18 protein-coding genes are annotated in these 22927 nt (G+C 63.0%); 16 read left to right on the top strand and 2 right to left on the bottom strand.

Features of this window, described 5'->3' with window-relative positions:
- Positions 1 to 393: 393 nt before the first annotated feature.
- The 11 genes from E8K79_RS15700 to E8K79_RS15650 all read left to right on the top strand — a co-directional run bounded on the left by E8K79_RS15700 (position 394) and on the right by E8K79_RS15650 (position 14397).
- A complete protein-coding gene (locus tag E8K79_RS15700; protein WP_136515517.1) occupies positions 394 to 2175 on the top strand; it encodes a sigma 54-interacting transcriptional regulator in 1782 nt (593 codons plus the stop codon).
- A gap of 369 nt (positions 2176 to 2544) precedes the next feature.
- Positions 2545 to 3786, top strand: coding sequence for an amino acid ABC transporter substrate-binding protein (locus tag E8K79_RS15695; protein WP_136515516.1), 1242 nt, complete (start codon positions 2545 to 2547; stop codon positions 3784 to 3786).
- A gap of 146 nt (positions 3787 to 3932) precedes the next feature.
- Complete coding sequence (locus E8K79_RS15690) at positions 3933 to 4820, top strand: branched-chain amino acid ABC transporter permease (RefSeq protein ID WP_246043839.1); 888 nt, start codon at positions 3933 to 3935, stop codon at positions 4818 to 4820.
- A 1-nt stretch (position 4821) separates the two neighbouring features.
- Positions 4822 to 5823, top strand: a complete 1002-nt coding sequence (locus E8K79_RS15685; RefSeq protein ID WP_136515515.1) for a branched-chain amino acid ABC transporter permease — start codon at positions 4822 to 4824, stop codon at positions 5821 to 5823.
- 2 nt (positions 5824 to 5825) lie between these two features.
- Positions 5826 to 6551 carry an ABC transporter ATP-binding protein gene (locus tag E8K79_RS15680; RefSeq protein ID WP_135868655.1) on the top strand — a complete coding sequence of 242 codons (726 nt, stop codon included), beginning with the start codon at positions 5826 to 5828 and terminating at the stop codon, positions 6549 to 6551.
- A complete protein-coding gene (locus E8K79_RS15675) occupies positions 6548 to 7258 on the top strand; it encodes an ABC transporter ATP-binding protein (RefSeq protein WP_129128080.1) in 711 nt (236 codons plus the stop codon). The genes E8K79_RS15680 and E8K79_RS15675 overlap by 4 nt, the downstream gene beginning before the upstream one ends.
- Before the next feature lie 139 nt (positions 7259 to 7397).
- Positions 7398 to 7622 carry a MoaD/ThiS family protein gene (locus E8K79_RS15670; RefSeq protein ID WP_136515514.1) on the top strand — a complete coding sequence of 75 codons (225 nt, stop codon included), beginning with the start codon at positions 7398 to 7400 and terminating at the stop codon, positions 7620 to 7622.
- Positions 7623 to 7732: 110 nt separating this feature from the next.
- The gene (locus tag E8K79_RS15665; RefSeq protein ID WP_136515513.1) at positions 7733 to 9577 is read left to right on the top strand and encodes an aldehyde ferredoxin oxidoreductase C-terminal domain-containing protein; all 1845 of its coding nucleotides are present in this window, start codon (positions 7733 to 7735) and stop codon (positions 9575 to 9577) included.
- Positions 9578 to 9681: 104 nt separating this feature from the next.
- Positions 9682 to 12618 (top strand): NAD-glutamate dehydrogenase domain-containing protein, encoded by a 2937-nt coding sequence (locus E8K79_RS15660; protein ID WP_246043848.1) that lies wholly within the window; start codon positions 9682 to 9684, stop codon positions 12616 to 12618.
- Positions 12619 to 12649: 31 nt separating this feature from the next.
- Positions 12650 to 13450 (top strand): universal stress protein, encoded by an 801-nt coding sequence (locus tag E8K79_RS15655; RefSeq protein ID WP_136515511.1) that lies wholly within the window; start codon positions 12650 to 12652, stop codon positions 13448 to 13450.
- Positions 13450 to 14397, top strand: a complete 948-nt coding sequence (locus tag E8K79_RS15650; protein ID WP_136515510.1) for an NAD(P)-dependent oxidoreductase — start codon at positions 13450 to 13452, stop codon at positions 14395 to 14397. The genes E8K79_RS15655 and E8K79_RS15650 overlap by 1 nt, the downstream gene beginning before the upstream one ends.
- Positions 14398 to 14454: 57 nt before the next feature.
- Here the strand turns inward: E8K79_RS15650 and E8K79_RS15645 are convergent, their stop codons facing one another.
- Positions 14455 to 14763: a TRL-like family protein gene (locus E8K79_RS15645; protein ID WP_198419830.1), complete on the bottom strand. Its 309-nt coding sequence runs from the start codon at positions 14761 to 14763 to the stop codon at positions 14455 to 14457.
- Positions 14764 to 14976: 213 nt separating this feature from the next.
- Between E8K79_RS15645 and E8K79_RS15640 the strand changes: the two genes are divergently transcribed.
- The 3 genes from E8K79_RS15640 to E8K79_RS15630 all read left to right on the top strand — a co-directional run bounded on the left by E8K79_RS15640 (position 14977) and on the right by E8K79_RS15630 (position 16615).
- A complete protein-coding gene (locus E8K79_RS15640; protein WP_136515509.1) occupies positions 14977 to 15855 on the top strand; it encodes a GGDEF domain-containing protein in 879 nt (292 codons plus the stop codon).
- 98 nt (positions 15856 to 15953) lie between these two features.
- On the top strand, positions 15954 to 16199 hold the full coding sequence (locus tag E8K79_RS15635; RefSeq protein ID WP_136515508.1) for an antitoxin: 246 nt from the start codon (positions 15954 to 15956) through the stop codon (positions 16197 to 16199).
- A 2-nt stretch (positions 16200 to 16201) separates the two neighbouring features.
- Positions 16202 to 16615, top strand: coding sequence for a type II toxin-antitoxin system VapC family toxin (locus E8K79_RS15630; RefSeq protein WP_246043838.1), 414 nt, complete (start codon positions 16202 to 16204; stop codon positions 16613 to 16615).
- A gap of 47 nt (positions 16616 to 16662) precedes the next feature.
- On the opposite strand, the gene E8K79_RS15625 is transcribed toward E8K79_RS15630, so the two are convergent.
- Positions 16663 to 18144, bottom strand: a complete 1482-nt coding sequence (locus E8K79_RS15625) for a sigma 54-interacting transcriptional regulator (RefSeq protein ID WP_136515507.1) — start codon at positions 18142 to 18144, stop codon at positions 16663 to 16665.
- Positions 18145 to 18420: 276 nt separating this feature from the next.
- Here E8K79_RS15625 and E8K79_RS15620 point away from each other — a divergent pair, with 276 nt between their 5' ends.
- Both E8K79_RS15620 and E8K79_RS15615 read left to right on the top strand, forming a co-directional pair.
- Positions 18421 to 19425 (top strand): amidohydrolase family protein, encoded by a 1005-nt coding sequence (locus E8K79_RS15620; RefSeq protein WP_136515506.1) that lies wholly within the window; start codon positions 18421 to 18423, stop codon positions 19423 to 19425.
- Between the two features lie 17 nt (positions 19426 to 19442).
- Positions 19443 to 22817 (top strand): acyl-[ACP]--phospholipid O-acyltransferase, encoded by a 3375-nt coding sequence (locus E8K79_RS15615; protein ID WP_136515505.1) that lies wholly within the window; start codon positions 19443 to 19445, stop codon positions 22815 to 22817.
- Positions 22818 to 22927: the final 110 nt, after the last annotated feature.

The following is a 22927-nucleotide window of genomic DNA, read 5'->3' as shown; positions in this document are numbered from 1 at the left end:
ACAAGGACCGTACCAAGCACCCGCCGTCTACCCACGCCCAGTCATAAATCGGGATTTGACGTAAAGGTAAACAAGACTGAGACACGAACCGAACCTTATACAATGGAGCCCCTATGTATCTGCACATACGGGCACAGACAGGAGCCGAGGGGTTCCCCTGTTTCAAGGGCCGAAAATGTCATACGCGAAAAATAAGGACTTAGGACTGTGACAGTGGTATGAAGGGCCGTGACTGTTTTAGACTCCTTTTTTATTTATCCTTGAATATTTGATTCAATTCTGCATAATGCGCCGAAACACCCCCGTCAGCGACGCCGTGAACGGCCGTCGCGAAACCGCCTAAGCGGCCTTGCAACACTTGCAAAATAAGCCGGGAAGAAGGAGACGCAGCCCGTGAACAGCTCGCTCAACCCAGTGGAACTGATCGGTTTTTTAGGCAACGGTGATCTGCGCTCGGACCACTTCTACCAAGCCATGGTGAACGCCGTCGAGGTAGGCATCCTCGCCGTCAACACCTCGGGGATGATCATCCTCGCTAACCGGGCCGTTCGCGAGGGGTTCGGCGCCTTCCAGGGGGTACACCTGAACGACGTACTCCCGGAACTCTGGCCCAAGGTGGCGCAGCGGCTTTTGGGAACCTCTCGGAACAACGCGGAAATATCGGTGCACGGCATCGAGTCGAACTTCCTGGTACGGGTGAGCCCGATGCTCCTGGACCAGGAACAGGTAGGCGCGGTCTGCGTCTTCGTGGAGAGCACCGAGCTAGAGGACATGGCGAAGCAGATGGAGTTTTTCCAGGAACTTACCCGGGAACTTGACACCATCATCGACTCCTCCTCGGACGGGCTCTGGATCTGCGACGCCGACGCGAACGTGGTCCGCATCAACCCCGCCTCCGAGCGCATCAACAACGTGCAGGCAAAAGACGTGGTGGGGCGCAACATGCGCGACCTGGTAAACCAGCGTGTTTTCGACCGTTCCGCGACGCTCGAGGTGCTCCGCACCCGCTCGCGGGTGAACCTTCTGCAGTCACGCGAGGGGAAAAAGCTCATCACCATCGCGACTCCGGTCTTCGACTCCGCAGGCCGCATCACCCGTATCGTGGTAAGCGAGCGGGACATAACGGAAATCGACGACCTGCAGCGCGAACTCGAGGACCAGGAGGCGATCAAGGACCAGTTCCGCAACCAGATGCTCGAGATGCAGCAGGAACAGCAACTGGAGAACCAGCAGATCATCGCAAAAAGCCCCGCCATGCTGAAGGCTTTGCGCCAGGCGCTCAAGGTGAGCAAGGTGGAATCGACCGTGCTCATCCTCGGCCCCTCCGGGGTGGGAAAGGGGCTCTTCGCCGACCTGATCCACAAGAACTCGGAGCGCGCCGACAAGCCTCTCATCAAGATAAACTGCGGCGCCATCCCGGAATCCCTTATAGAATCGGAGCTTTTCGGCTACGACAAGGGTGCCTTCACAGGCGCGCAGACCGGCGGCAAACCGGGCTACTTCGAGCTCGCCGACGGTGGCATCCTCTTTCTCGACGAGATCGCCGAGCTCCCCCTCCCCTCGCAGGTGAAGCTTTTGCGCTTCATGGAGGACGGCACCATCATGCGCCTGGGCAGCACCCGGCCCCGCGAGGTGAAGGTGCGCATCCTCGCCGCAACACACCGAAATCTCGAGCAGATGGTCGAGGAAGGGAAGTTCCGCCTCGACCTCTACTACCGCCTGAAGGTGATCCCGATTCACGTCCCCTCCCTGAAGGAGCGCAAGGAATGCCTGCTCCCCCTCATCCTCCACTACATCGAGTGGTACGCGAAGAAACACAAGACCCGCAAACGCCTCTCCCGCGCGGCCTGCGACACCCTGCTAGGCTACCCCTTCCCCGGTAACGTGAGGGAGCTCATGAACCTCTGCGAGCGCCTCGTCGTCATGACCGAGACCGAGGTGATCAGCCTGCAGGACCTCCCCGCCGATGTAGCCAAGGGGGATGCCGCAGGCGACGCGGTGCCGGCGCAGTGGCCCGAGACCATGACCCTGCCGCAGGTGATCGAAAGCACCGAAAGAGCGCTCCTCGCGCAGGCGGTGGAGGCCCACGGCAGCCAGGCCGACATAGCCCAGGCGCTCGGCGTGAGCCAGCCGACCATAGCCCGGAAGCTCAAGCGCTACGGACTGACCGCATAGCGGGCACCCCGCCCGTATACGGACACCCTCTCGTTATTCAGATCTGAATATTTTCCTACCCTCCACGGAACCGTTCCGCCGAAACACGGCGCGCCACCCAGGTGCGTTTTCCTGCGGACAACCCTGTGCAGCCCCTCCGGAGCGCGATTTTCCGTCCCGATGCCCCCGTCGCCGCCCCCTTTTTACCCGTCGCCACCTCCTTGGCATGCTTTCTGCTGTATACGGCCAACCTGCGCCGAGGGTGCGGGCCGGGTCTCCTTCGGTCGCCGACAGCCGACGTCGCCTGCCTGAGCGCCGCGAGCACCGGATGTAATGCAATGCAACGCTGGCCGAACTCTAATCGCAACATCACAAACAGGAGGTAGCACAATGAAGTTTGGATTCGTCAGGGTACTGCTGCTCATCGCGGCCCTCTTCGTGGCCATCCCGGTCCACGCGGAACAGAGGAACTTCTACAAGATCGGCGTCATCACCGAGCTCTCGGGTGACCTCGTGACCGGCGGCAACATCACCAAGCGCGGCTACGACCTCTGGGCCCAGGAAGTGAACGCTAAGGGCGGCATCGAGGTCCAGGGCAAGAAGTACCAGGTGAAACTGGTTTACGCCGACGCCCAGAGCAACCCGGCCGCCGGCGCAGCGGCAGCCGAAAGGCTGATCACCCAGGAGAAGGTCGATTTCATCCTCGGCCCCTACTCCTCCGGCGTAACCCTCGCCGTGGCACCGGTGGTCGACAAGTACAAGGTCCCGATGATCACCGGCTCCGCAGAGAGCCCGCTCATCTGGAAGAACAAGTTCAAGTACACCTTCGGCACCATCCCCCCGATCAACTTCACCGGCGCCACCTCCATCAAGACCCTTACCGAGCTGAAGCCTGCTCCGAAGACCATCGCCATCATCGGCTCCAACGACGCCTTCTCCAAGGCGACCGCAGAGGCCTACAAGACCGCAGCCGAGAAAGCGAAGCTTAAGATCGTCAAGTTCAGCATCGTCCCCTCCGGCCAGGACATGACCCCGCTTCTTTCCGCAGTGCGCAGCATGAAGCCCGACGTCATCGCCTTCGGCGGCCATGACGAGGAGCACGTGAAGTTCGTGAAAGCGCTCAAGCAGATCGGCTACACCCCGAAAGCGCTCCTCATGCACTGTGGCATCACCGACAAGGCGTTCACCGACGCGGTAGGCAAAGACGGCGAGCAGATCTTCGGCACCACCTGCTGGACCGGCACCGCCAAGACCAAGAGCAAGGTGCTCTGGCCGACCGCTTCCGCCTACGCCGCAGCCTCCCAGAAGGCCTTCAAGAACCCGGGCGACTACACCCAGGGCGGCTGTTCCGCGGCAGGCATCGCCTTCCAGACCGCACTCCAGAAGGTCGGCGCGAAGCCGGGCATGGACGAGGCGATGCGCGCGAAGCTCGTGCAGGCGCTCGAGCAGATCGACGTGCAGACCTTCTACGGCCGCGTGAAGTTCGCCACCTCCGGCGAGTTCTACCACGCCAACGTCGGCCTCGACCCGCTCACCATCCAGATCCAGAACGGCCAGATCAAGACGGTTGGCCCGAAGGCATCGGTGGAAGCGGCCGCCCAGTACCCGATGAAGGAATGGAAATCCCGCTAAGCCTCGAAGATGGAACAAAGCTTCCCTGCCGGTCACCGCACCGGCAGGGACTGTTGAGGCCGCGAGTGCGGGAGATTCGCCCTCCCGCGGCCCCCATGAAGTAACTGCCGCATTTGCTTTAATCGCAACGCTGGAGGACTCGCTTTATGATGGAACTGCTGCCACAAGCCCTGACCGACGGGATTCTTTTGGGCGGGATCTACATCACCATCGCCATCGCTTTCTCGCTCACCTACGGGGTCATGCACGTCATCGACTTCGCCGTCGGGGAGTGGATCATGTTCGGGGCCTTCACCGGCTACTACCTGAACAAATGGACCGGTCTCGATCCCTTCATCTTCCTGCCGGTCATCTTCGTCATCTACTTCGGGGTCGGCTACTTGGTTCAGCCGGTGATCCACCGGGTGCTCTCGGGCACCAAGGGGAACCCCTTCCTGATGGGGCTCGTCTTCACCTTCGGCCTTGCCATCATGTTCCGCGGGCTCGCCCTCACCGCGTTCGGCTTCTACTCGAATTCGATCCCGTCCGCGTTCTCGGAAGGGTCCTTCAACCTCGACTCCATCGGCCTCACCGTGACCATCCCGACGGTACGCCTCATGGGGCTTGCCTACGCTGTTGCGATCACCCTGATCCTGCATTACCTCCTCAAAAAGACCAATTTCGGCCTCGGCGTCCGGGCGCTCGCGCAGCACAAGGATGCCGCGGGTCTCATGGGGGTGAACGCAAAGCGGACCGGTTCCTACGTGTACGGCATCTACGTCGGGATCTCCGCGATGACCGGGGTGCTTTTGGGCTGCATCCTCTCCATCGGCGCGCAGATGGGCAACGAGTACACCATCTTCGCCTTCTTCGTGGTGGTCTTAGCCGGCATGGGGTACCTGGCCGGCGTCCCCTGGGCGGCGCTTCTTTTGGGCCTCGTGCAGTCGATCTTCATGATCTACTTCAACCCGAGCCACACCCTGCTCGCCGTGTTCGTCATCCTTTACATCATCCTGCTGATTTCCCCGCGCGGGCTGTTCGGCAAGGGGGTCTGACATGAAAACCAGTCGCGGCGCAGCCATCCTCGCCATCATCACCGCAGCCCTATTGATCCTGCCTCTCGTCGTGCACGACACCTTCGTCCTGCGCGTGCTCACCGAGGGGATCATGTGGATCGGGCTTGCCATCGCCTTCGACGTCATCGCGGGCTACACCGGTTACCTGAACTTCGGTCACGGCGCCTTCTTCGGCATCGGCGCCTACACCATCGGCATCCTCATGATGCAGGCGCATCTCCCCTTCTGGGTGGCGCTGCCGCTGGGCGGCGTGGCGGCCGCCTTGACCGCGCTCATCGCGGGTATCCCGACGCTCCGGCTCAAGGGTGCCTACTTCGCCATCGCCACCTGGGCGCTCTCCCGCGCCATCCAGCAGCTCGCCCTGAACGTCGAGTTCACCGGCGGCCCGGACGGTATGCGCCTCGAGGCCTTCCTGAACCCGCTGTTCTTCTACTACCTGATGCTCATCACCGTCGGGGCTATCTTCCTGGTCCTTTGGTACCTCCTGGAGCGCGCTCCCTTCGGGCTTAAGCTGAAGGCGATCCGCGAGGACGAGGAAGGGGCGAAGGCACTGGGGCTCAACCCGACCATGCTGAAGATGCAGTCCTTTATCCTCTCGGCGATCCCGACCGGCATCCTGGGCGGCATCTACGCATATTGGATCACCTTCATCGACCCCTCCTCCACCCTGGGGGACCTGGTGAGCGACCAGGCGGTGGTCATGGTGGTGTTCGGCGGCATGGGCACGCTCTTCGGACCGGCGCTCGGGGCGATCCTCATCTTCGCCTTCAAGACCATCTTCTGGGCGTACCTGTCCGACTTCCAGCTTCTCTACCTCATCATCCTGGGCGCGCTGATCGCGATCAGCGTCATCTTCATACCCAACGGCCTCTGGGGCACCCTGGTCAAACGCAAGGCGGTGGCCAGGCCGCAGGAAAAGCCTGAACCGGCATCGGAACCCGCGGCCCTCTCCGCCGTGGCAGTACCGGAAGAGGGGAACTAATCATGACTGAACCCATCCTCAAGGTTAATTCGGTAACCAAATGTTTCGGCGGCCTCACCGCGGTCGACGACGTGAGCTTCAGCGTAGAAAAAGGCGAGATCGTCGGTCTCATCGGCCCCAACGGCGCCGGCAAGACCACCCTTTTCAACGTGATTTCCGGCTACTACGCCCCGACCAAGGGGAGCGTGGTGTTCCAGGGTAACGACATCTCCGGCAAGCCCCCCTACCACCTGGCCGGGGTCGGCATCGGGCGCACCTTCCAGGTGGTGAAGCCGTTCGCCGGGCTCACCGTGCTCGAAAACGTCACCATCGCCTCGTTCCTCAAACACCCGAAGAAGGCGGACGCGGAGCGCCACGCCTGGCAGGTGCTCGAGACCACCGGGCTTGCCGACCGCGCCCACCTTTCCGCCGCCGGGCTTACCCTGGCCGGCAGGAAGCGCCTCGAGATCAGCAAGGCGCTCGCCCTCGACCCCTCCTTCCTCCTTCTGGACGAGGTGGTGGCAGGGCTCAACCCGACCGAGGCGGACCGCACCGTCGAGCTCATCATGAAGCTCAAGGCGCAGGGGCTCACTATCCTCATCGTCGAGCACATCATGCGCGTCATCATGAACATCTCGGACCGCCTGGTGGTGCTCAATTTCGGCAAGAAGATCGCCGAGGGGACCCCGGCCGAGGTGTCCAGCGATCCGCACGTGGTACAAGCGTACTTTGGAGAGGAAGCAGCATGAATCTACTCGACGTCAACGGCATCTCCGTCAACTACGGCGACATCCAGGCCCTCTGGAACATCTCCTTCTCGGTGGCCAAGGGGCAGCTCGTGGCGCTCATCGGTGCGAACGGCGCCGGCAAGACCACGACCCTCAAGGCGCTTTGCGGCCTGATCCCGACCGCGAACGGCACCATCCACTACGACGGCACCCAGGTGACCGGCATGCCGGTGCACAAGGTGGTCGACCTCGGCATCACCCTGGTCCCCGAAGGGCGCCAGCTCTTCCCGAAGATGACCGTGGAGGAGAACCTACTGGTCGGGGCCTACCTGAAAAGGGCCCACGGCAAGCGCCAGCAAACCCTGAAGAGGATCTACGAGATCTTCCCGCGCCTGGAAGAGCGTCGCACCCAGACCGCCGAGACCCTCTCCGGCGGCGAGCAGCAGATGGTGGCCATCGGCCGCGCGCTCATGCAGGACCCGCAGGTGATCATGTTCGACGAGCCGAGCCTCGGTCTCGCGCCCATCATGGTGCAGGAGGTCTTCAAGGTGATCCAGGAGCTGCACAAGGCGGGGCTCACCATCTTCCTCGTCGAGCAGAATGTGCACCAGACCCTGAAGGTCGCGGACTACTGCTACGTCATGGAGAACGGGCGCATCGTGGGCCAGGGGACCGGCACCGACCTCGAGGCCGACGCCTCCATCCGCGAGGCCTACCTCGGCTTCTAACCAACCACCCAAGAAAACACGTTCCTTTCAGACTCCCTGAAACCGCTTTTCCTATAGGCGCCGGGTCCCTCCCGGCGCCTGCAAGGGAACCGTGCGGCCTGACGGGGGCTTTTTACCTTTTAGCTACGAGGTTTTAAGGATGCAGATCAGGATCAAACTCTACGCTTCCCTGCGCTGGAAGCTTTTCGAAGAGGCGGAGTGGGAATGCACCCCGGGGCAGAAGATCGCCTCCATCGTGGAGCAGTTGGGGCTTCCCAGAAACGATGTGGGGACCGTCCTCGTGAACGGGCTGCATGCGGCCTGGGACGAGATAGTACAGGACGGCGACGTCCTCTCCTTTTTGCCCCGCATGGGCGGGGGGTGACCCTGTCGGCACCGGCTCTCTGCAGGTGCCCTCGCCAGAGTTCCACCAATACCTGGGGGCAGGCACCTGTCGGAGCCAGTCCCAATAACGATTTTGCGGAGCAAAAAGATATGAGCGACAACAAAATGATGAGCACCAACCCGGAAAGCGTAGTCTACCAGCGCTGCACCATCGACCTCGCCACCGGCCGCGCCGACTTCGCTGCGGTCCCCTGCAGGAACTTGGAGGACGTCCTCGGCGGCTTCGGCAGGAGCTTCCAGATCTTGGCCGAGCGCGACGTGGCAAACGCCTACTCCCCGGAAAACCCGCTGATCCTGAACTCCGGCCTTCTGACCGGCACCAGCGTGATGACCGGGATGCGCAGCTATTTCTCCGGCTACAGCCCCCTGAAGCAGTCCGGCACCGGCCGCCCCGGCGCCATGTGGTCCACCGGCAGCGGCAACTTCGGCAACAAGTTCAAGTGGACCGGCCTCGACGAGGTGATCTTCGAGAACCGCTCCGAGGCCCCGGTGTTCGCGGTGCTGAGGGATGGGGCGAACGGTCCCGAGGTCGAACTGAAGCCGGCCGGGCATCTCATCGGCCTCACCGGGCATGCGAAGATCATGGCGCTTGCCGCCGAGTACCCGGACGCCCATTTCGCCGCCATCGGCCCGGCGGGCGAGAACTGGGAGACGAACTACATGGGTGCGGTTGTCATGAGCACCGATAACGAGCTGAAATCCGGGGAGCCGAAGAGCCGCTTCGCCGGGCGCGGCGGCATGGGGAGCCTCATGGGGTACAAGAACCTCCTCGCCATCGTGGCCCAGAGCCCGGACAAGCTGCAGAAGATCACCCCCGAGATCCGCGACGTGAACCGCGACATCCTTAAAAGCGGCGGTAGCGCACGCTTCCAGCCGACCAGCCAAGGGGGCGGTGGGGGTACCTGGGCCAACATCGAGGTGCTGCAGGTCTTCCACGCCGTGCCGCTCAACAACTTCCGCCCCAAGGGGTGCGACAACGTGGAGCGCCTGTTCCGCGACGAGGTGGAGAGGGAATTCGAGGTAGCCACCGAGGCCTGCCACCGCTGCGGCATCCGCTGCCACAACAACCTCTTCCACAAAAACGAGGACGGCAGCCGCGGCAAGCTCGCCGCGAAGTTCGACTTCGAGCCGCTCATCCTGTTCGGCTCGAACCTCGGCGTGCACAACCCGAAGGAGGTGTGTGACCTGATCCACCGCTGCGACCTCCTCGGCATGGACGCCATCTCGCTCGGCACTACCATCGCCTACCTGCTCGACTACAACGAGCGCCACCCGGAGGCGCCGATCCTGAACGGCGCAACGTTCGGCGACTACGAAAAAATCGCGGCGCTCATCGACGGCGCCGGGCGCGGCCTCTACCCCGAACTCGGGCGCGGCGTGAAGCGCCTCTCCGAGGCGCTCGGCGAGACCGCCTACGCCATGCACGTGAAGGGGCTCGAGCTTCCCGCCTACCTCCCGGACACGAACCCCGGCTACATCTTCGCCATCGCCGGTGGACACATGTCCATGGGGACGCACATGATGCTCGCAAAGGAAGGAAAACACTCCCTGGACGAGTGGGTGCAGGCGATCACCAGCGGCGGTTTATTACAGGTAGGCTACGACATGATCGGCCTGTGCAAGTTCGTCGGCGTCGGCATCGGCCACGACATCATCGTGCGCGCCGTGAAGGAAGCAGCAGGGCTCGAGATCGCTTCGGCGGACATTCTCGCCTCCGTGCGCCGGGCGTACCTGCGCGGGCTCGCCCTCGAACTGCGCCAGGGCTTCCACGAGCACGAGGAGTACACCCTCCCCTCGCAGGTAATGGACGACCCGAACCACAAGGTGACGCTCCCGAAGTTCATCACCCACGACTTCCTGGCCCAGCTGCGCGAGCGGGTCTGGAGCGTGTTCAAGCCTGAAATGGAAGGACTTTTGCCGGTCCTAAAGGGGTAGCCATGCGCCCAAGCGCCGACCAGAACCTCCTGGCAGCAGTCGACCGCCTCATCGCCGAAAGCGACGCGAGGTCCAGGGAGAACCTCGCCTGGCTGAAGGCGCAGATGGATTCCTACTTCTTCATCACCATGAAGGAGGAGTCCGAGGCGGTGCACGCCCTCGCCGTGGGGCTGAAGACCCTGGCGCAGAACCAGCGGCTCACCGTGGCGGACCGGGCGAAGACCCTGATCCTCGCCCGCCTGAACCGCCCCGGCTCGCTCTACGACACCCTGCGCACCCTGCAGGAGCGCGACATCTCCTACGCCGAGTTCACCCACTCCAAGGGGGCGGTCCCCGGGCTTTCCCAAGGGCTCGAGGTGCAGCGCTTCGACTTCGACAGGAAGGAGCACAGCGAAATTGCCGACGCCTCGCCCCCGGAGATCCCGGCCGAGCTGCGCACCGGCATCGAGGAGGCGCTGAAGGCGCGCTATCCCCTCTTCGACCTCGCCCAACTCGACGCGCTCCTGCGCCTTTTGTGGCTCAACAACGAGCAGTACGTCCGCATCTCCCCCCCGAACCGGGTGGCCCAGATCCTCTGGGTCTTCCAGGAGGGAAACCGCCAGGGTGGCATCTTCCTCGACGTGGAAGAGACCGACGACATGGGGCTCGACAGCGAGACCCGCGTCCTCTTCGCAGTCGGCAACCCGCCGCAAAACGATTTTCTCCTGCAGACCATGGAGGTCTTCAACCGCCTGGGCTTCGGGGTGCAGCGCGCCTACTGCCTCACCATCTCCAACGGCGTGCATCCCTACTTCCTCGGCACCTTCTACGTCAGAAAGCGCCCGGACGCGCCGCTTCTCTCCAAGGGGAGCGAGCTCTTCGACCGGCTGCAGATGGAGCTCTACAACACCCAGATCCTCTCCACAGCCTCGCGGACCTACCGCGAGTTCGTCACGAGCCGCGTGATGAACGGCGAGGAGGCGTCGCTCGTGAACGCCTTCATCGCCTTCTGCCACACGAACCTCGCCCATCACCACCCCGATCCGTACGGCTACGAGGACGTGATGCTCGCCTTCCACTCGCACCCGGACATCGCGCTCCAGCTCGCGAAGCTTTTCAGGATCCGCTTCCAGCCGGGGCTTTCCCTGCGCGAGGAGTTCTACCGGAAGACGCTCGAGGAGACGGTCCGCTTCGTCGAGTCCTACAACACCGGGCACCGCTACATCGACGACCTGCGCCGCGCCATCTTCCGCTGCGCCATCACCTTTATCAGGAACACGCTGAAGACGAACTTCTACGTGCGCGAGAAGCACGCCCTCGCCTTCCGGCTCGACCCCGCCTACCTTGGCGAGCTGGCACCCGAGTTCACCGCCGACCTTCCCCCGGAGCTCCCGTTCCGCATCACCTTCTTCTTCGGGCGCTACGGCAGCGGCTACCATATCGGCTTCTCCGACATCGCCCGCGGTGGGTGGCGCACCATCATCACGAGGAATCGCGATGAGTACGTCACCTCGGCGAGCACCCTCTTCCGCGAGGTGTACGTCCTCGCCCACACCCAGCACCTGAAGAACAAGGACATCTACGAGGGTGGCTCGAAGATGGTGGTGGTGCTCGACGCCGCCCGTCTCGAGGCGCGCGACCTCTCCACCCAGCGCCTTTACAAGCTGCAGTTTGGCTTCATCAACGCCTTCTTGGACATCTTCGTCACCGAGAACGGTCAGGCCTGTGACCCGCGCGTCGTCGACTACTACGGCGAGGACGAGCCGATTGAGCTAGGCCCCGACGAGAACATGCACGACGTGATGATCGAGATGATCGCGCGCCAGTCGCTAAAGCGCGGCTACCTGCTCGGCATCGGCCTCATCTCCAGCAAGCGCGTCGGGATCAACCACAAGGAGTACGGGGTCACCTCGACCGGCGTGATGCAGTTCGCCGAGACCGCCATGCAGCAGCTAGGCATCGACATAAGGCGCGACCGCTTCAGCGTGAAGTTCACCGGGGGGCCTAGCGGCGACGTGGCGGGGAACGCGCTGCGCATCATGCTCGAGCGCTCTCCCGAGGCGTGCATCAAGCTGATCCTCGACGGTTCCGGCGCCATCTTCGACCCCGAGGGGATGGACCACGGAGAACTATCCCGCATCGTACTCAAGCACGACCTGGACGCCTTCGATCCGGCCCGGCTGCACCCCGGCGGCTTCATCCTGTACCGCAACGAGCGGCGCACCGACGGGCTGCGCGAACTGTTCAAGCGCGCCGTCAGCACCGGGGCGGGGGTCCAGGAGCAGTGGGTGACCACGGACCAGTTCCACCGCGAGTTCGGGAACCTACTCTTCTCGGTCCCGACCGACCTCTTCATCCCCGGCGGGGGACGCCCGGAGACCATCGACGCCGAGAACTGGCCGCGCTTTTTCCGCGAGGACGGCACCCCCACCACCCGCGCCATCGTCGAGGGGGCGAATTCCTTCATCACGCCGGAGGCGCGGACCCAGATGCAGCGGCGCGGCATCGTCATCATGCGCGACGCCTCGGCCAACAAGTGCGGCGTGATCTCCTCGTCCTACGAGATCATCGCGAACCTCATGCTCTCCGAGGAGGAGTTCCTAGCCCACAAGGAGCGTTACGTGGGGGACGTGCTGACGATCCTGGAAAGACGGGCGCGCGACGAAGCGGAGCTCATCTTCCGGCGCCATCGCGAGGCGGGGGGAAGCTTCATCTACACCGAGATCTCCGACGCCATAAGCCACGAGATCAACGGCCACTATGCGCGCCTCTTCTCGTTCTTCCAGAGAAACCCGGAGCTGTGCGACGAGCCGGTCTTCCAAAACGCCATCCTCGCGCACCTCCCCGCCATGCTGCGCGAGCCCCAGTACCAGGGGCGCCTGGAGCGGCTGCCGGCCAAGTGCCGCTACGCCATCCTCGCCGCCGAGATCGCCTCGTCTCTCGTCTACCGGGGGGACCAGGAGGCGGACTTCAAGGAGATGATCAAGGGACACCTGTTGCGCAACTTCGCCCGACCCGAGATGCTCGCACAGACGGTGACGGCAGCACCATACATCCAGTAACTCACCCGCACGCATCAAGGAGGCGCACCAGATGGAGTTGAAACAGATACTAGTCTTCATGGACAACCTGGAACATTCCGCGGACCGGCTCGAGCTGGCCATCGACCTGGCGAAACGGCACCGCGCGACGATCACGGGACTCAAGGTGGCGGTGCATCCCCTGATCCCGATGCGAAGGGGGCACGACAAGGAGGCGGGCAAGGAGCTGGCGCTGCTTTTCCGTGAGAAGACGGCGGCCGCCGACGTGAAGGGTACATGGATAACGGCGGACACCAAGGTACTCGGCGGGGGCGTCGTCGAGGCGATCAGCCACTACGCCACCTTCGCCGACCTGGTCATCGTCGGGCAGAGCGAGCACGGCTCCACGGAGCGCCGCGCCACCGACTTCCTACCGGAAAAGGTGGTCTTCGGCTCCGGCAAGCCGGTTCTCATCGTCCCCTACGCCGGGCGCTACCAGAGCGTCGGCAGGAACATCCTCGTGGCATGGAAGACCGGGCGCGAGTCTTCGCGTGCACTCAGCGACGCCCTCCCCCTGCTGCAGGCCGCCGAGTCGGCCCACATCTTCGAGGTGAACCCGAGCAACGACGAGGTGGCCGACATGGAGGGGCTGCGCCGCTACTTGGCCTCCCACGGCGTGAAGGCCCAGGTCGAGACGAGCGCCATCACGGAGCTCGGCATCGGCGACGTGCTCTTAAACCGCGTGTCGGACGAGGGTAGCGACCTTCTGGTGATGGGTGGATACGCCGACCTGCACTTTGGCACCTACGTCCTTGGCGACGTTGCGAAGCACGTGCTGCGCCACATGACCATCCCGGTCCTCATGTCCCACTGATGGAGCGGATCGTCTTTCTCGACCGCGGCGGCATTTCGGTGCCGCTGCGCGCGCCGCACTTCCCGCACCGGTGGCAGGAATATCCGGACACGCGCGCAGGCGAGGTGGTGGAGCGCCTGACCGACGCCACCGTCGCCATCACGGACCAGGTCGCCATCACCGCCGAGCACCTGGCAGAACTGCCGCAACTGCGCATGATCGCGGTCGCCGCCACCGGCGTCAACCACGTCGATCTGGAGGCCTGCCGCCGCCTTGGTGTCGCCGTGACCAACGTGCGCAACTGGTCGGTGAGCGTTCCCGAGCACGTCTTCTCCCTCGTCCTCGCCCTGCGGCGTAACCTCCTTGCCTACCACGAGGCTGTTCAGGGGGGCGTCTGGCAGCGCTCGGAGGGGTACCTGGTGCAGGTGGAACCGATGCCGCGCTCCCTTTACGGGGCGACCCTCGGCATCATCGGCGTCGGCGCCTTGGGTAGCGCGGTGGCTGCGCTGGGCGAGGCATTCGGCATGGGGATCCTCTGCGCCGAGAGAAAGGGTGCGTCGGAGGTACGCGCGGGACGGACTCCATTCCCGGAGGTGCTTGCGAAAAGCGACGTTCTGGTGCTTCTGTGCCCCTTGACCGAGGATAGCTGTGGCATGATCGGAAAAGCCGAGCTCGAGCTGATGCCGCGCCACGCGATCCTCATCAACTGCGGCCGCGGCGGACTGCTCGACGAAGCGGCGCTGGCGCAGGCGTTGGCGGAAGGGACCATCGCGGGAGCGGGGCTCGACGTCCTGGCCCAGGAACCGCCCCGAGATGGCTCTCCGCTTCTCGACTTGAAACAGCCCAACCTGATCGTCACGCCGCATGTCGCCTGGATCAGCGACCGTTCCCTCGCCACACTGGCGGAGCAGTTGATCGGAAACCTGGAAGGGTTCGTTCTCGGGCACCCGCGCAACCTTGTGGTCTAACAAAAAAGCCGGGCCTCTGTCGGGGCCCGGCTTCGTTGTTTCCCTGTTTTTTACTGACTATTCGCCGTAGACGTGCAGCTTGTATTCGCCGAAGAGACCGAGGATGTTCTTCCCTTCCCAGTCGACTGCAGAAACCTTGGAAACGCCGCCGTTCTTCTTCGCGGTTTCGATGCTGCAGTCGCCGGTAGCTACCAGTCCCAGCACGCTCTTGCACTCCGCCACGCCGTGCTTTTTATCAGCACCGTTCCCGGTAGCCGCCACGGGGAGCTTCAACTCCGTGTAGAGGGCGCCCATCGGCATCGGCGAAGCGCAACCGAACATCATCCCAAGACCAGCCAACATACCAACGTAAAGAACTTTCTTCACAGCTTCCTCCTGAACAAAGATTTTGCCATCGCCTGCCGGGAACCATGGATTGTGCCAATCATCCCCGAAGGTTAGGCCCGGCGACCTTAGCATGAGCCCGCTCTTAATTCAAGTATTCGTATACGACAGTTCGCATTACCTTACTTGTTTATTAATTGACTGGTACAAACCATTGCTAGTAAAATCCACCAACCCCGCTAACTTAGGAAACCCATGGAAACCACTGCAGACATATTCCCGGTTTTAGCAAAAGTCATGTCGATCCTGCTCCTCTCTGGAGCCGCACTTTTGACTGCGGCGCTCTTTCTGGTACGGCAACTGACAAGGGAACTCCCCAAGAGCGCCAACCGGAACTGGTGGTACGTGCTGGCCGGGTTCCTGCTAATGTTCGTTGCAGGGTACGTAGGCTTTTTCTGCCTGAAGGCGGGCAGTCTCTACACGCACTCAGAGATGCTCGTCGTGGTCATCTTCGTGTTGGGCGCTGTCTTCTGCCTGATGGTCTGCCTCCTCGCCTACCGGACCACCCTGGAACTGAAGCGGATTTTTGTCCTCGAACACGAGGCGATGACCGATCCGCTGATGGGGATCTACAACCGGCGCGTGCTGGACCGCAGGCTGCGCGACGAGGTGATGCGTGCCCGGCGTCACCACCTGGACCTGGGGCTTTTGATGGTCGACCTCGACCGCTTCAAGTCGGTGAACGACACCTACGGCCACCAGGCAGGGGACCTCGTCCTGCAGCACGTGGCGCGGCTTTTGGTGGAATCGCTGCGGCAGACCGACGTGGTAGCCCGCTACGGCGGCGAGGAGATCACCATCCTGCTGCCGCACACCCCGCCTGCCGAGACGTGCGACGTAGCCGAGCGCCTGCGCCGCACCATCGCCGGGACCCCGGTGACCATCACTGATCACCACGGAGAGAAGACGGAACTGACGGTGACGGTGAGCATAGGCTGCACCAGCCTTCTGCCGGAGCACGACACGGTCGAGACGCTATTGCAGCGCGCCGACCAGGGGATGTACCAGGCGAAACAGCAGGGGCGCAACAAGGTGGTGCGGTTCGAACCCCAGCAAGAGGCGGCCACGGCGTAACATGATCCTGAGTCTTTTTTCCGTTGAAAATCTGGACATCCTCCCGGGGAACTGCTAGCCTATGTCAAGGCATAGGCCAACAGCAGCAGGAGGTAAAGATGAGCGAGCCTATCGAACGCCACGTCCGCCTTTTTAAAAACGGGAGAAACCAGGCTATCCGCATTCCCCGTGAATTCGAGCTGCCTGGGGATGAGGCCATCATGCACAAGGAAGGTAACCGGCTCATAATCGAGCCGGTGAAGAAAAAATCATTGCTGGGGCTCTTGTCCACGTGGACGCCTTCGGATGAGGAGTTTCCGGATGTCGACCAAGGTCTTCCGCCGTTGGACGATGTGGAGCTTTAGCTGTGTATCCTCTGGTTTATCTCCTCGACACCAACATCCTCTCTGAGCTCATCAAGCGCCCTGGCGGTTCGATAATGCACCGCATAGCGACCCAAGGCGAGGAAACCATCTGCACAAGCATCATCGTCGCCAGCGAACTCCGTTTCGGGGCTGCGAAAAAAGGGTCATCTTCCCTTCGTGCCAAAGTTGAACAAATCATCGACAACATCGAGGTGCTCGCGCTCGACGTCGATGCGGACGATCACTACGCCGAGATCCGAAGCGATTTAGAGCAGCGTGGACTGGCTATCGGCCCCAACGATCTCCTGATCGCAGCTCATGCCCGGTCTCTTGGCCTCATCTTAGTCACGAATAACGTACGCGAATTTTCTCGAGTTCCCGGACTAGTAGTGGAAAACTGGCTGGACACCCACTAGAACGACGCCGCGTTCGCTGAGATACGCCGACTCCTTCCCCACCTAAATCATGCGTGATCCCCCATCTGCACGTACTTCTTCACCGTGCGCCGGTCGAGGCGGGTGCGGCGGGCGACTTCCTCGTAGGTGCCGCAGGTATCATATAAAAGCCCGCAGTAGGCGGCGAGAAGCTCTTCCGCACCGAGCGAGCCCTCCCGCATCCCAGCAGCGATACGATCCGCACGGCCCAGCCCCTTCTCCCGGCGCACCACCTGGTAGCGACCGGTTAGGATGATCCGCTTCACCGCCTGCTCCAGCTCCCTTACGTTCCCCGGCCAGTCGTAATCCACCCCGACGTCGCGCCTAATCACCTTCTTCACCAGTTGCCGCTCCCGCGCGGGCACCTGCTGCCCGGCAACGCGCGACAGGATGGCCGCGATCAGGTTGTCCAGCTCCTCCGGGTCCTCACCGAGCCTCTCACGCAGCGGCGGGATGGTGACCACGTCTGAACAGAGGCGGTAGTAGAGGTCCTCCCGGAACCTTCCCCCAAGCATCATGTCATCGAGCGGCCGGTTCGTGGCGGCAACGATGCGCCCGCTGAAGCGCCTCGCCTCATGGCTCCCCACCGGATAGAAGACCCTTTCCTGCAGCACCTGCAAGAGCTTTATCTGCACCGGTACGCTCACGTCGCCGATCTCGTCGAGGAAGATGACGCCGTGCGGCGCACAGCGACTAAAAAGCCCCTCGTGATTCTCCACCGCACCGGTGAACGCCCCCTTCTTGTGCCCGAAAAGCTCGGACTCGAGCACCCCCTCGGAATATTGCGAGAGGTTGATGGCGACGAAGTTCTGGGTAAAACTCTCCGGGAAGCCGTTTGCGGCCCGGTCGTAGGGGATGAAGCCGGAGCGTCCGATGGCGGCGGCCGCGGCCCCCTTGCCGGTTCCGGTCTCACCGAGGAGCAGGATGGAGAACTCCTCCATACGGTTCCAAAGCCCCGCCTCGAACCAGCGGATATCGTGGGTGAAGACGCAATCCCAGAGATGCCGGCGCAGCGCCTTCATAGAAGGGGAGCTCCCGACGAGGCCGTTTCTGATGAAGTAGAAGGCGCGGCGCAACTGGTAGAAGACGGCGAATGTCCGCTCTGCCTCGTCTTCCGAGAGCCCGAAGCGCGCCATCTCCCCGAGGGCGTCGCCGGCGAAGCCCACCCGGCACGGCTTGTCTCCCGCCTGCAACTGGGCCTGGATGAGCCGGTCGAAATGGTCGACGTAGCGGTGAAATACGTGGAAGAGGAAGAACCTCCGCAGCACCTCGCGCCGGTTCCCTTCCACGGCACGCAGTTCGGCCACCCCGCGCGCCCGCAGGCTCTCGACCTGGGTCGCCACCCGGGTGAGCACCGAGGTGAGGATCTCGTCGGGGGAAGAACCGGGCGACGCGCCGCCGATAAGGATATCGAGGTCGTCGCGCGTATCGCCAAAGGGATTGGCAAAAGCCGCCCGTGCCACTGTCTCCAGGAAGGTCCACTCTTGATCAGTAATTTTTGCGACTGTCATATAACCTCTTCCCCTAAGTAATGCTGTTACTCCAACCATCTCATTTTCCCCTCTCCCCTTGGGAGAGGGTCAGGGTGAGGGAGTCGACACAAAGACAATGATCATTTTATGTAGTATCAATGCACATAAAATGTCAATAACCCATTTGAAGCCTCAGGCACAGTTGCAGTCATGTCTTACGGCAAACCAGCACTTTAGCCGCTATCACCTCTTTAAAACAGTCCTTGGCACACTCCCTGTAATAGTAATGCCATCTCGCGCACAGGAGACACCGACATGCACGCAGCACCCGCCAACGGCATCATCGACATGCACTGCCACACCGCCGGCATCGGCGCAGGAAGCAGTGGCTGCTTCATCTCGCCCGCCATGCGCAAAAGCTGGCGCTACAGGGTCTTCTTGAAAGCCTTCTGGGTCACCGAAGAGCAGCTCTTGCAGGAGGGAGACGCCCTGGTGTTGCGGCGCATCTCCGAGCGGCTCGCCGCCTCACAGCGCGTAACCGCCGCCGTCATCCTCGCCATGGACGGCGCGGTGGACGGCAACGGCGAACTTGACCGGAGCAGCACCGAGATTTACATCCCCAACGACTTTGTCGCGGCTGAGACCGCAAAACATCCGAATCTTCTTTTCGGCGCAAGCGTGAACCCGCTGCGCCACGACGCCCTCACGCGTCTGGAGAAAGCGGCGGCGGACGGCGCCGTACTGGTCAAGTGGCTCCCCTCCATCCAGCACTTCGACCCGGCCGACGAACACCTGGTCCCGTTCTACCTGAAGCTGAAAGAGCTTCGGCTTCCGCTCCTCACCCACACCGGCACCGAGCACTCCTTCACCATGACGCGCAACGAACTGGGCGATCCGGAGCGGCTCAGGCTCCCTCTCTCGCTCGGGGTGAAGGTGATCGCTGCGCACTGCGGCAGCTGTGGCAGAAACGAAGGGGAGAGCAACTATCACCGCTTTCTCCGACTCATCGACGAGTTCCCCAACTGCTACGGCGACATCTCCGCGCTCACCCAGATCAACCGGAAGTGGCACCTCGCGCGCCTGTTGAAGAAGGGCGTTTCAGGACAGCTTCTCTACGGCACCGACATGCCGCTTCCCAACACCGTAACGGTCACCCCCTACGCGTTCCCCATCAAGCTCTCGCCGCGTCGCATGGTGGAGCTTTCCCGGATCGCCAATCCCTGGGACCAGGACGTCGCCCTCAAGGAGGCGCTCGGGGTGCCCGAGCAGGTCTTCTCGAATGCTAGCGCCATCCTCAGGCTTCCCGTCCCCACACCCTGATCACCTGGAGCACCGCCATGACCACTGCCTCATCCAAATCCTTCGCCTGGTTGAACGCCACCCAGTTCCTCGGGGCGCTGAACGACAACATCCTGAAGCTCTTGATCATCTTCTTCCTGATCGGTAGCCGGGGACGCGCCCACGCCGGGATGATCACCGCCTCGGTCGGCGCCGCATTCGTCATACCCTTCCTCCTCTTTTCCGCGCCGGCCGGATGCCTCGCCGACCGCCTGGCGAAGTCGAGGCTCATCGTGAACGTGAAGCTCTTCGAGGTGGCGGTCACCCTCTTGGCCGTCGCCGCCTTCGCCTCAAGACAGGAACATCTCCTCTACCTGGTCGTATTCCTCATGGCGGGCCACAGCGCCTTCTTCGCACCGGCGAAGTACAGCATCGTTCCCGAACTGGCCCGAAAGGATGAACTCTCCCGGGTGAACGGCCTGATGGAATCCTGCACCTTCCTCGCCATCATCGTCGGCACCGGCCTTGCCTCCGGACTCGCCCAGGCAGCGGAAGGAACCTTCTGGATCGCCTCGCTCTTCAGCCTCGCCGTCGCCTGTGCCGGGCTTGCCTGCGCAAGGATGATCGGGGAAAGCACTCCCGGCGACGCGGCCCGTCCTGTGGCCCTGCTCCCCACTGGCATCCTGCACACAGTCCGCGGCATCTCCCGTGACCGCCACCTCATGCTCGCCATCATCGGGCTCGCCTGGTTCATGTTCATCGGCGCCTTCGCTCAACTGAACCTGATCGGCTACGGCATGGAAAGGCTCGGGCTCTCCGAGGCGCAAAGCGGCTACTTGTTCCTCGCCGCAGCACTCGGCATCGGCGCGGGCTCGCTCATAGCCGCCAAGCTCTCCGGCCGCGACGTGGAGTTCGGCATCGTTCCGCTTGGCGCCGCCGGGCTCACCCTCGCCCCGGTCCTCCTGCATGTACTCCCCGGCAACCTCGCCGCGAGCCTCATCGTCATCGTCTGTTTCGGTATCTCGGCGGGGGTCTTCAGCCTGCCGCTCCAGACCTTCATACAACTGCGGGCCGACGCCGCCATCCGCGGCGAAGTGCTGGCCGCTTCCTCCTTCATCAACTGGGTCGGCATCCTCGCAGCATCCGGGCTCACCTGGCTCTTCAGCGGCCCGATGGGACTCACCGCCGCGCAGGGCTTCAGCGCCGTCGGCGCGCTGACCCTGATCCTGACGCTTATCTCCTTCCGGATTCTCCCGGACTTCCTGATCCGCTTCGTAGCCCTCGTCACCATGCGGGTCTTCTACCGCCTGCGCATCAAAGGGCTCGAAAACCTCCCGGTGGAAGGGCCGGCGCTTTTGATCCCGAACCACGTCACCTGGGCCGACGCCCTCTTGCTCACCGCCACCTGCCAGCGCCGCATCCGCTTCGTCATGGAGCGGAGCATCTACAACACGCCGCTTCTGCGTGGCCTGTTCCGTCTCATGGGGGTGATCCCGGTTTCCTCGACGGACGGCAAAAGGGAGATGCTCGAGTTCATCAGGAGGGCGCGCGTGGCGCTCGACGAGGGGTACATGGTCTGCATCTTCGCCGAGGGGGCGCTGACGAGGACCGGCATGCTGGGCGAGTTCCGCGGCGGCTTCGAGCGCATAGTGAAGGACAGCGGCCACCCGATCATCCCGGTGTACATCGGCGGGGCATGGGGAAGCATCCTCTCCTACGCTCACGGGAAACTCCTCTCCCGGCTCCCGGCACTCTCCCCCTACCCGGTCACCATCCTCTTCGGGGACCCGATGCCCGCGACGAGCCTCGCCGTCGAGGTGCGCCAGAAGGTGGCCGAGCTTTCCTGCGACTACTTCGCCTCCAGAAAGGAGCAGCGCCGGCCGCTGCCGGAGTACTTCATCCGCACCGCACGCCGTTACTGGGGACGCCGCGCCATCGCCGATACCTCCGGAAAGCACCTCAGCTACGGCCGCACCCTGACCTCCGCTGTCGCCCTCGCCGGAAAGCTCGACGGGATGATCGACGATGCGGAACACGTGGGACTTTTGCTGCCGCCGTCCGCCGGGGGCGTACTCGCGAACCTCGCCCTCTCCATGCTGGGACGGGTCACTGTGAACCTCAACTACACCGCCTCCGAGGTTTCACTTTCCTCCGCCGTGGAGCAGTGCGGCATCCGCACCATCGTCACCTCGCGCGCCTTCCTGGAAAGGGTCCCGACCCTGCCGCGGCTTGACGACATGATCTTCCTGGAGGACATCGTCCCCGCCATCTCCGGCCGTGAAAAGCTCGCCGCCCTTCTCAAGGCGAGGCTCTATCCCGCCCCCCTCCTGTGCCGCGCGAAGGGGTTCCACGCCGACCAAAGCGCAACGGTGATCTTCTCCTCGGGGAGCACCGGCGAGCCGAAGGGGGTGATGCTCAGCCATCACAACATCATGTCGAACATCGAGGCGCTGCGCATGGTGTTCAAGGTCGATCTGAACGACAACATCTGCTCGGCCCTCCCCTTCTTCCATTCCCTGGGCTTCACCGCGACGCTCTGGTTCCCGCTCACGAGCGGCTTTTCCTCCGCCTACCACGCGAACCCGATGGAGGGGGAGAGAATCGCCCAAGTGGTGCGCGAACACCGCTCCACGCTCCTCCTCGCGACTCCCACCTTCCTCCTCGCCTGCCTGCGCCGCGCGAAGCGCGAGGACTTCGCCACGCTGCGCCTCGTGATCACTGGCGCGGAAAAACTGAAGAGCAAGGTGGCGGACAGCTTCGAGGAGAAGTTCGGCATCCGCCCAATGGAGGGGTACGGCGCCACGGAACTCTCCCCAGTTATCACCCTGAGCCTTCCGGACGTGGAGATCGATGGGGTGAAGCAGCACGGGGCCAAGGAGGGGAGCGTAGGGCACCCAATCCCGGGCGTCGCCATCCGCGTGGTCGACCCGGAAAGCGGAGCGGTATTGAAGCCCGGGAAGGCCGGGATGCTCCAGGTGAAGGGTCCGAACGTGATGCTCGGCTACCTGGGACGAGAGGAGTTGACCGACGAGGTGGTGCGCGACGGCTGGTACGTCACCGGAGACCTAGGCGTCATGGATGACGACGGCTTTGTCAGGATCACGGACCGCATCTCCCGCTTCAGCAAGATCGCCGGCGAGATGGTGCCCCACGGCGTGATCGAGGACGAACTGCACGCCCGGCTCGGGCAGAGCGGGATCCTCGCGGTAACCGCGGTCCCCGACGAGAAAAAGGGAGAGCGGCTGGTGGTGGTCTATACCCGCGGCGCGACCGATGCTGCGGCACTCTCACGGCACCTATCCGAGAGCGAGCTCCCCAACCTCTGGAAGCCCGGGCGCGACGGGTTCATCGAAGTGGAAAGCCTTCCCATCCTCGGAACGGGAAAGCTGGACCTGAAAGGGCTGAAGGAGATCGCGCTGGCGGCAACAAATTAGTTGTCATTTAGATGCGTTACCGGTATCTTTTCCGCGCCTGCGGTCACCATCCCCAAGGTGGGTAAAGGCCCGGCGGGAGAGGGAAAATTCAAACAATCGTACAAGGAGGC

Origin of the sequence: Geomonas edaphica, assembly GCF_004917075.1 — a bacterium.
GTDB classification, from domain to species: domain Bacteria; phylum Desulfobacterota; class Desulfuromonadia; order Geobacterales; family Geobacteraceae; genus Geomonas; species Geomonas edaphica.
Note: the sequence above shows the minus strand (reverse complement) of the source record. Positions and strands in the feature narration are given on the sequence as shown.

Bases quoted from the DNA above. Each gene is read 5' to 3' on its own strand.
- E8K79_RS15695 (WP_136515516.1), top strand. From the start codon at position 2,545: ATGAAGTTTGGATTCGTCAGGGTACTGCTGCTCATCGCGGCCCTCTTC.
- E8K79_RS15680 (WP_135868655.1), top strand. From the start codon at position 5,826: ATGACTGAACCCATCCTCAAGGTTAATTCGGTAACCAAATGTTTCGGC.
- E8K79_RS15675 (WP_129128080.1), top strand. From the start codon at position 6,548: ATGAATCTACTCGACGTCAACGGCATCTCCGTCAACTACGGCGACATC.
- E8K79_RS15655 (WP_136515511.1), top strand. From the start codon at position 12,650: ATGGAGTTGAAACAGATACTAGTCTTCATGGACAACCTGGAACATTCC.
- E8K79_RS15665 (WP_136515513.1), top strand. From the start codon at position 7,733: ATGAGCGACAACAAAATGATGAGCACCAACCCGGAAAGCGTAGTCTAC.
- E8K79_RS15620 (WP_136515506.1), top strand. From the start codon at position 18,421: ATGCACGCAGCACCCGCCAACGGCATCATCGACATGCACTGCCACACC.
- E8K79_RS15660 (WP_246043848.1), top strand. From the start codon at position 9,682: ATGGATTCCTACTTCTTCATCACCATGAAGGAGGAGTCCGAGGCGGTG.
- E8K79_RS15625 (WP_136515507.1), bottom strand. From the start codon at position 18,144: ATGACAGTCGCAAAAATTACTGATCAAGAGTGGACCTTCCTGGAGACA.
- E8K79_RS15640 (WP_136515509.1), top strand. From the start codon at position 14,977: ATGGAAACCACTGCAGACATATTCCCGGTTTTAGCAAAAGTCATGTCG.
- E8K79_RS15690 (WP_246043839.1), top strand. From the start codon at position 3,933: ATGATGGAACTGCTGCCACAAGCCCTGACCGACGGGATTCTTTTGGGC.
- E8K79_RS15650 (WP_136515510.1), top strand. From the start codon at position 13,450: ATGGAGCGGATCGTCTTTCTCGACCGCGGCGGCATTTCGGTGCCGCTG.
- E8K79_RS15615 (WP_136515505.1), top strand. From the start codon at position 19,443: ATGACCACTGCCTCATCCAAATCCTTCGCCTGGTTGAACGCCACCCAG.
- E8K79_RS15635 (WP_136515508.1), top strand. From the start codon at position 15,954: ATGAGCGAGCCTATCGAACGCCACGTCCGCCTTTTTAAAAACGGGAGA.
- E8K79_RS15670 (WP_136515514.1), top strand. From the start codon at position 7,398: ATGCAGATCAGGATCAAACTCTACGCTTCCCTGCGCTGGAAGCTTTTC.
- E8K79_RS15685 (WP_136515515.1), top strand. From the start codon at position 4,822: ATGAAAACCAGTCGCGGCGCAGCCATCCTCGCCATCATCACCGCAGCC.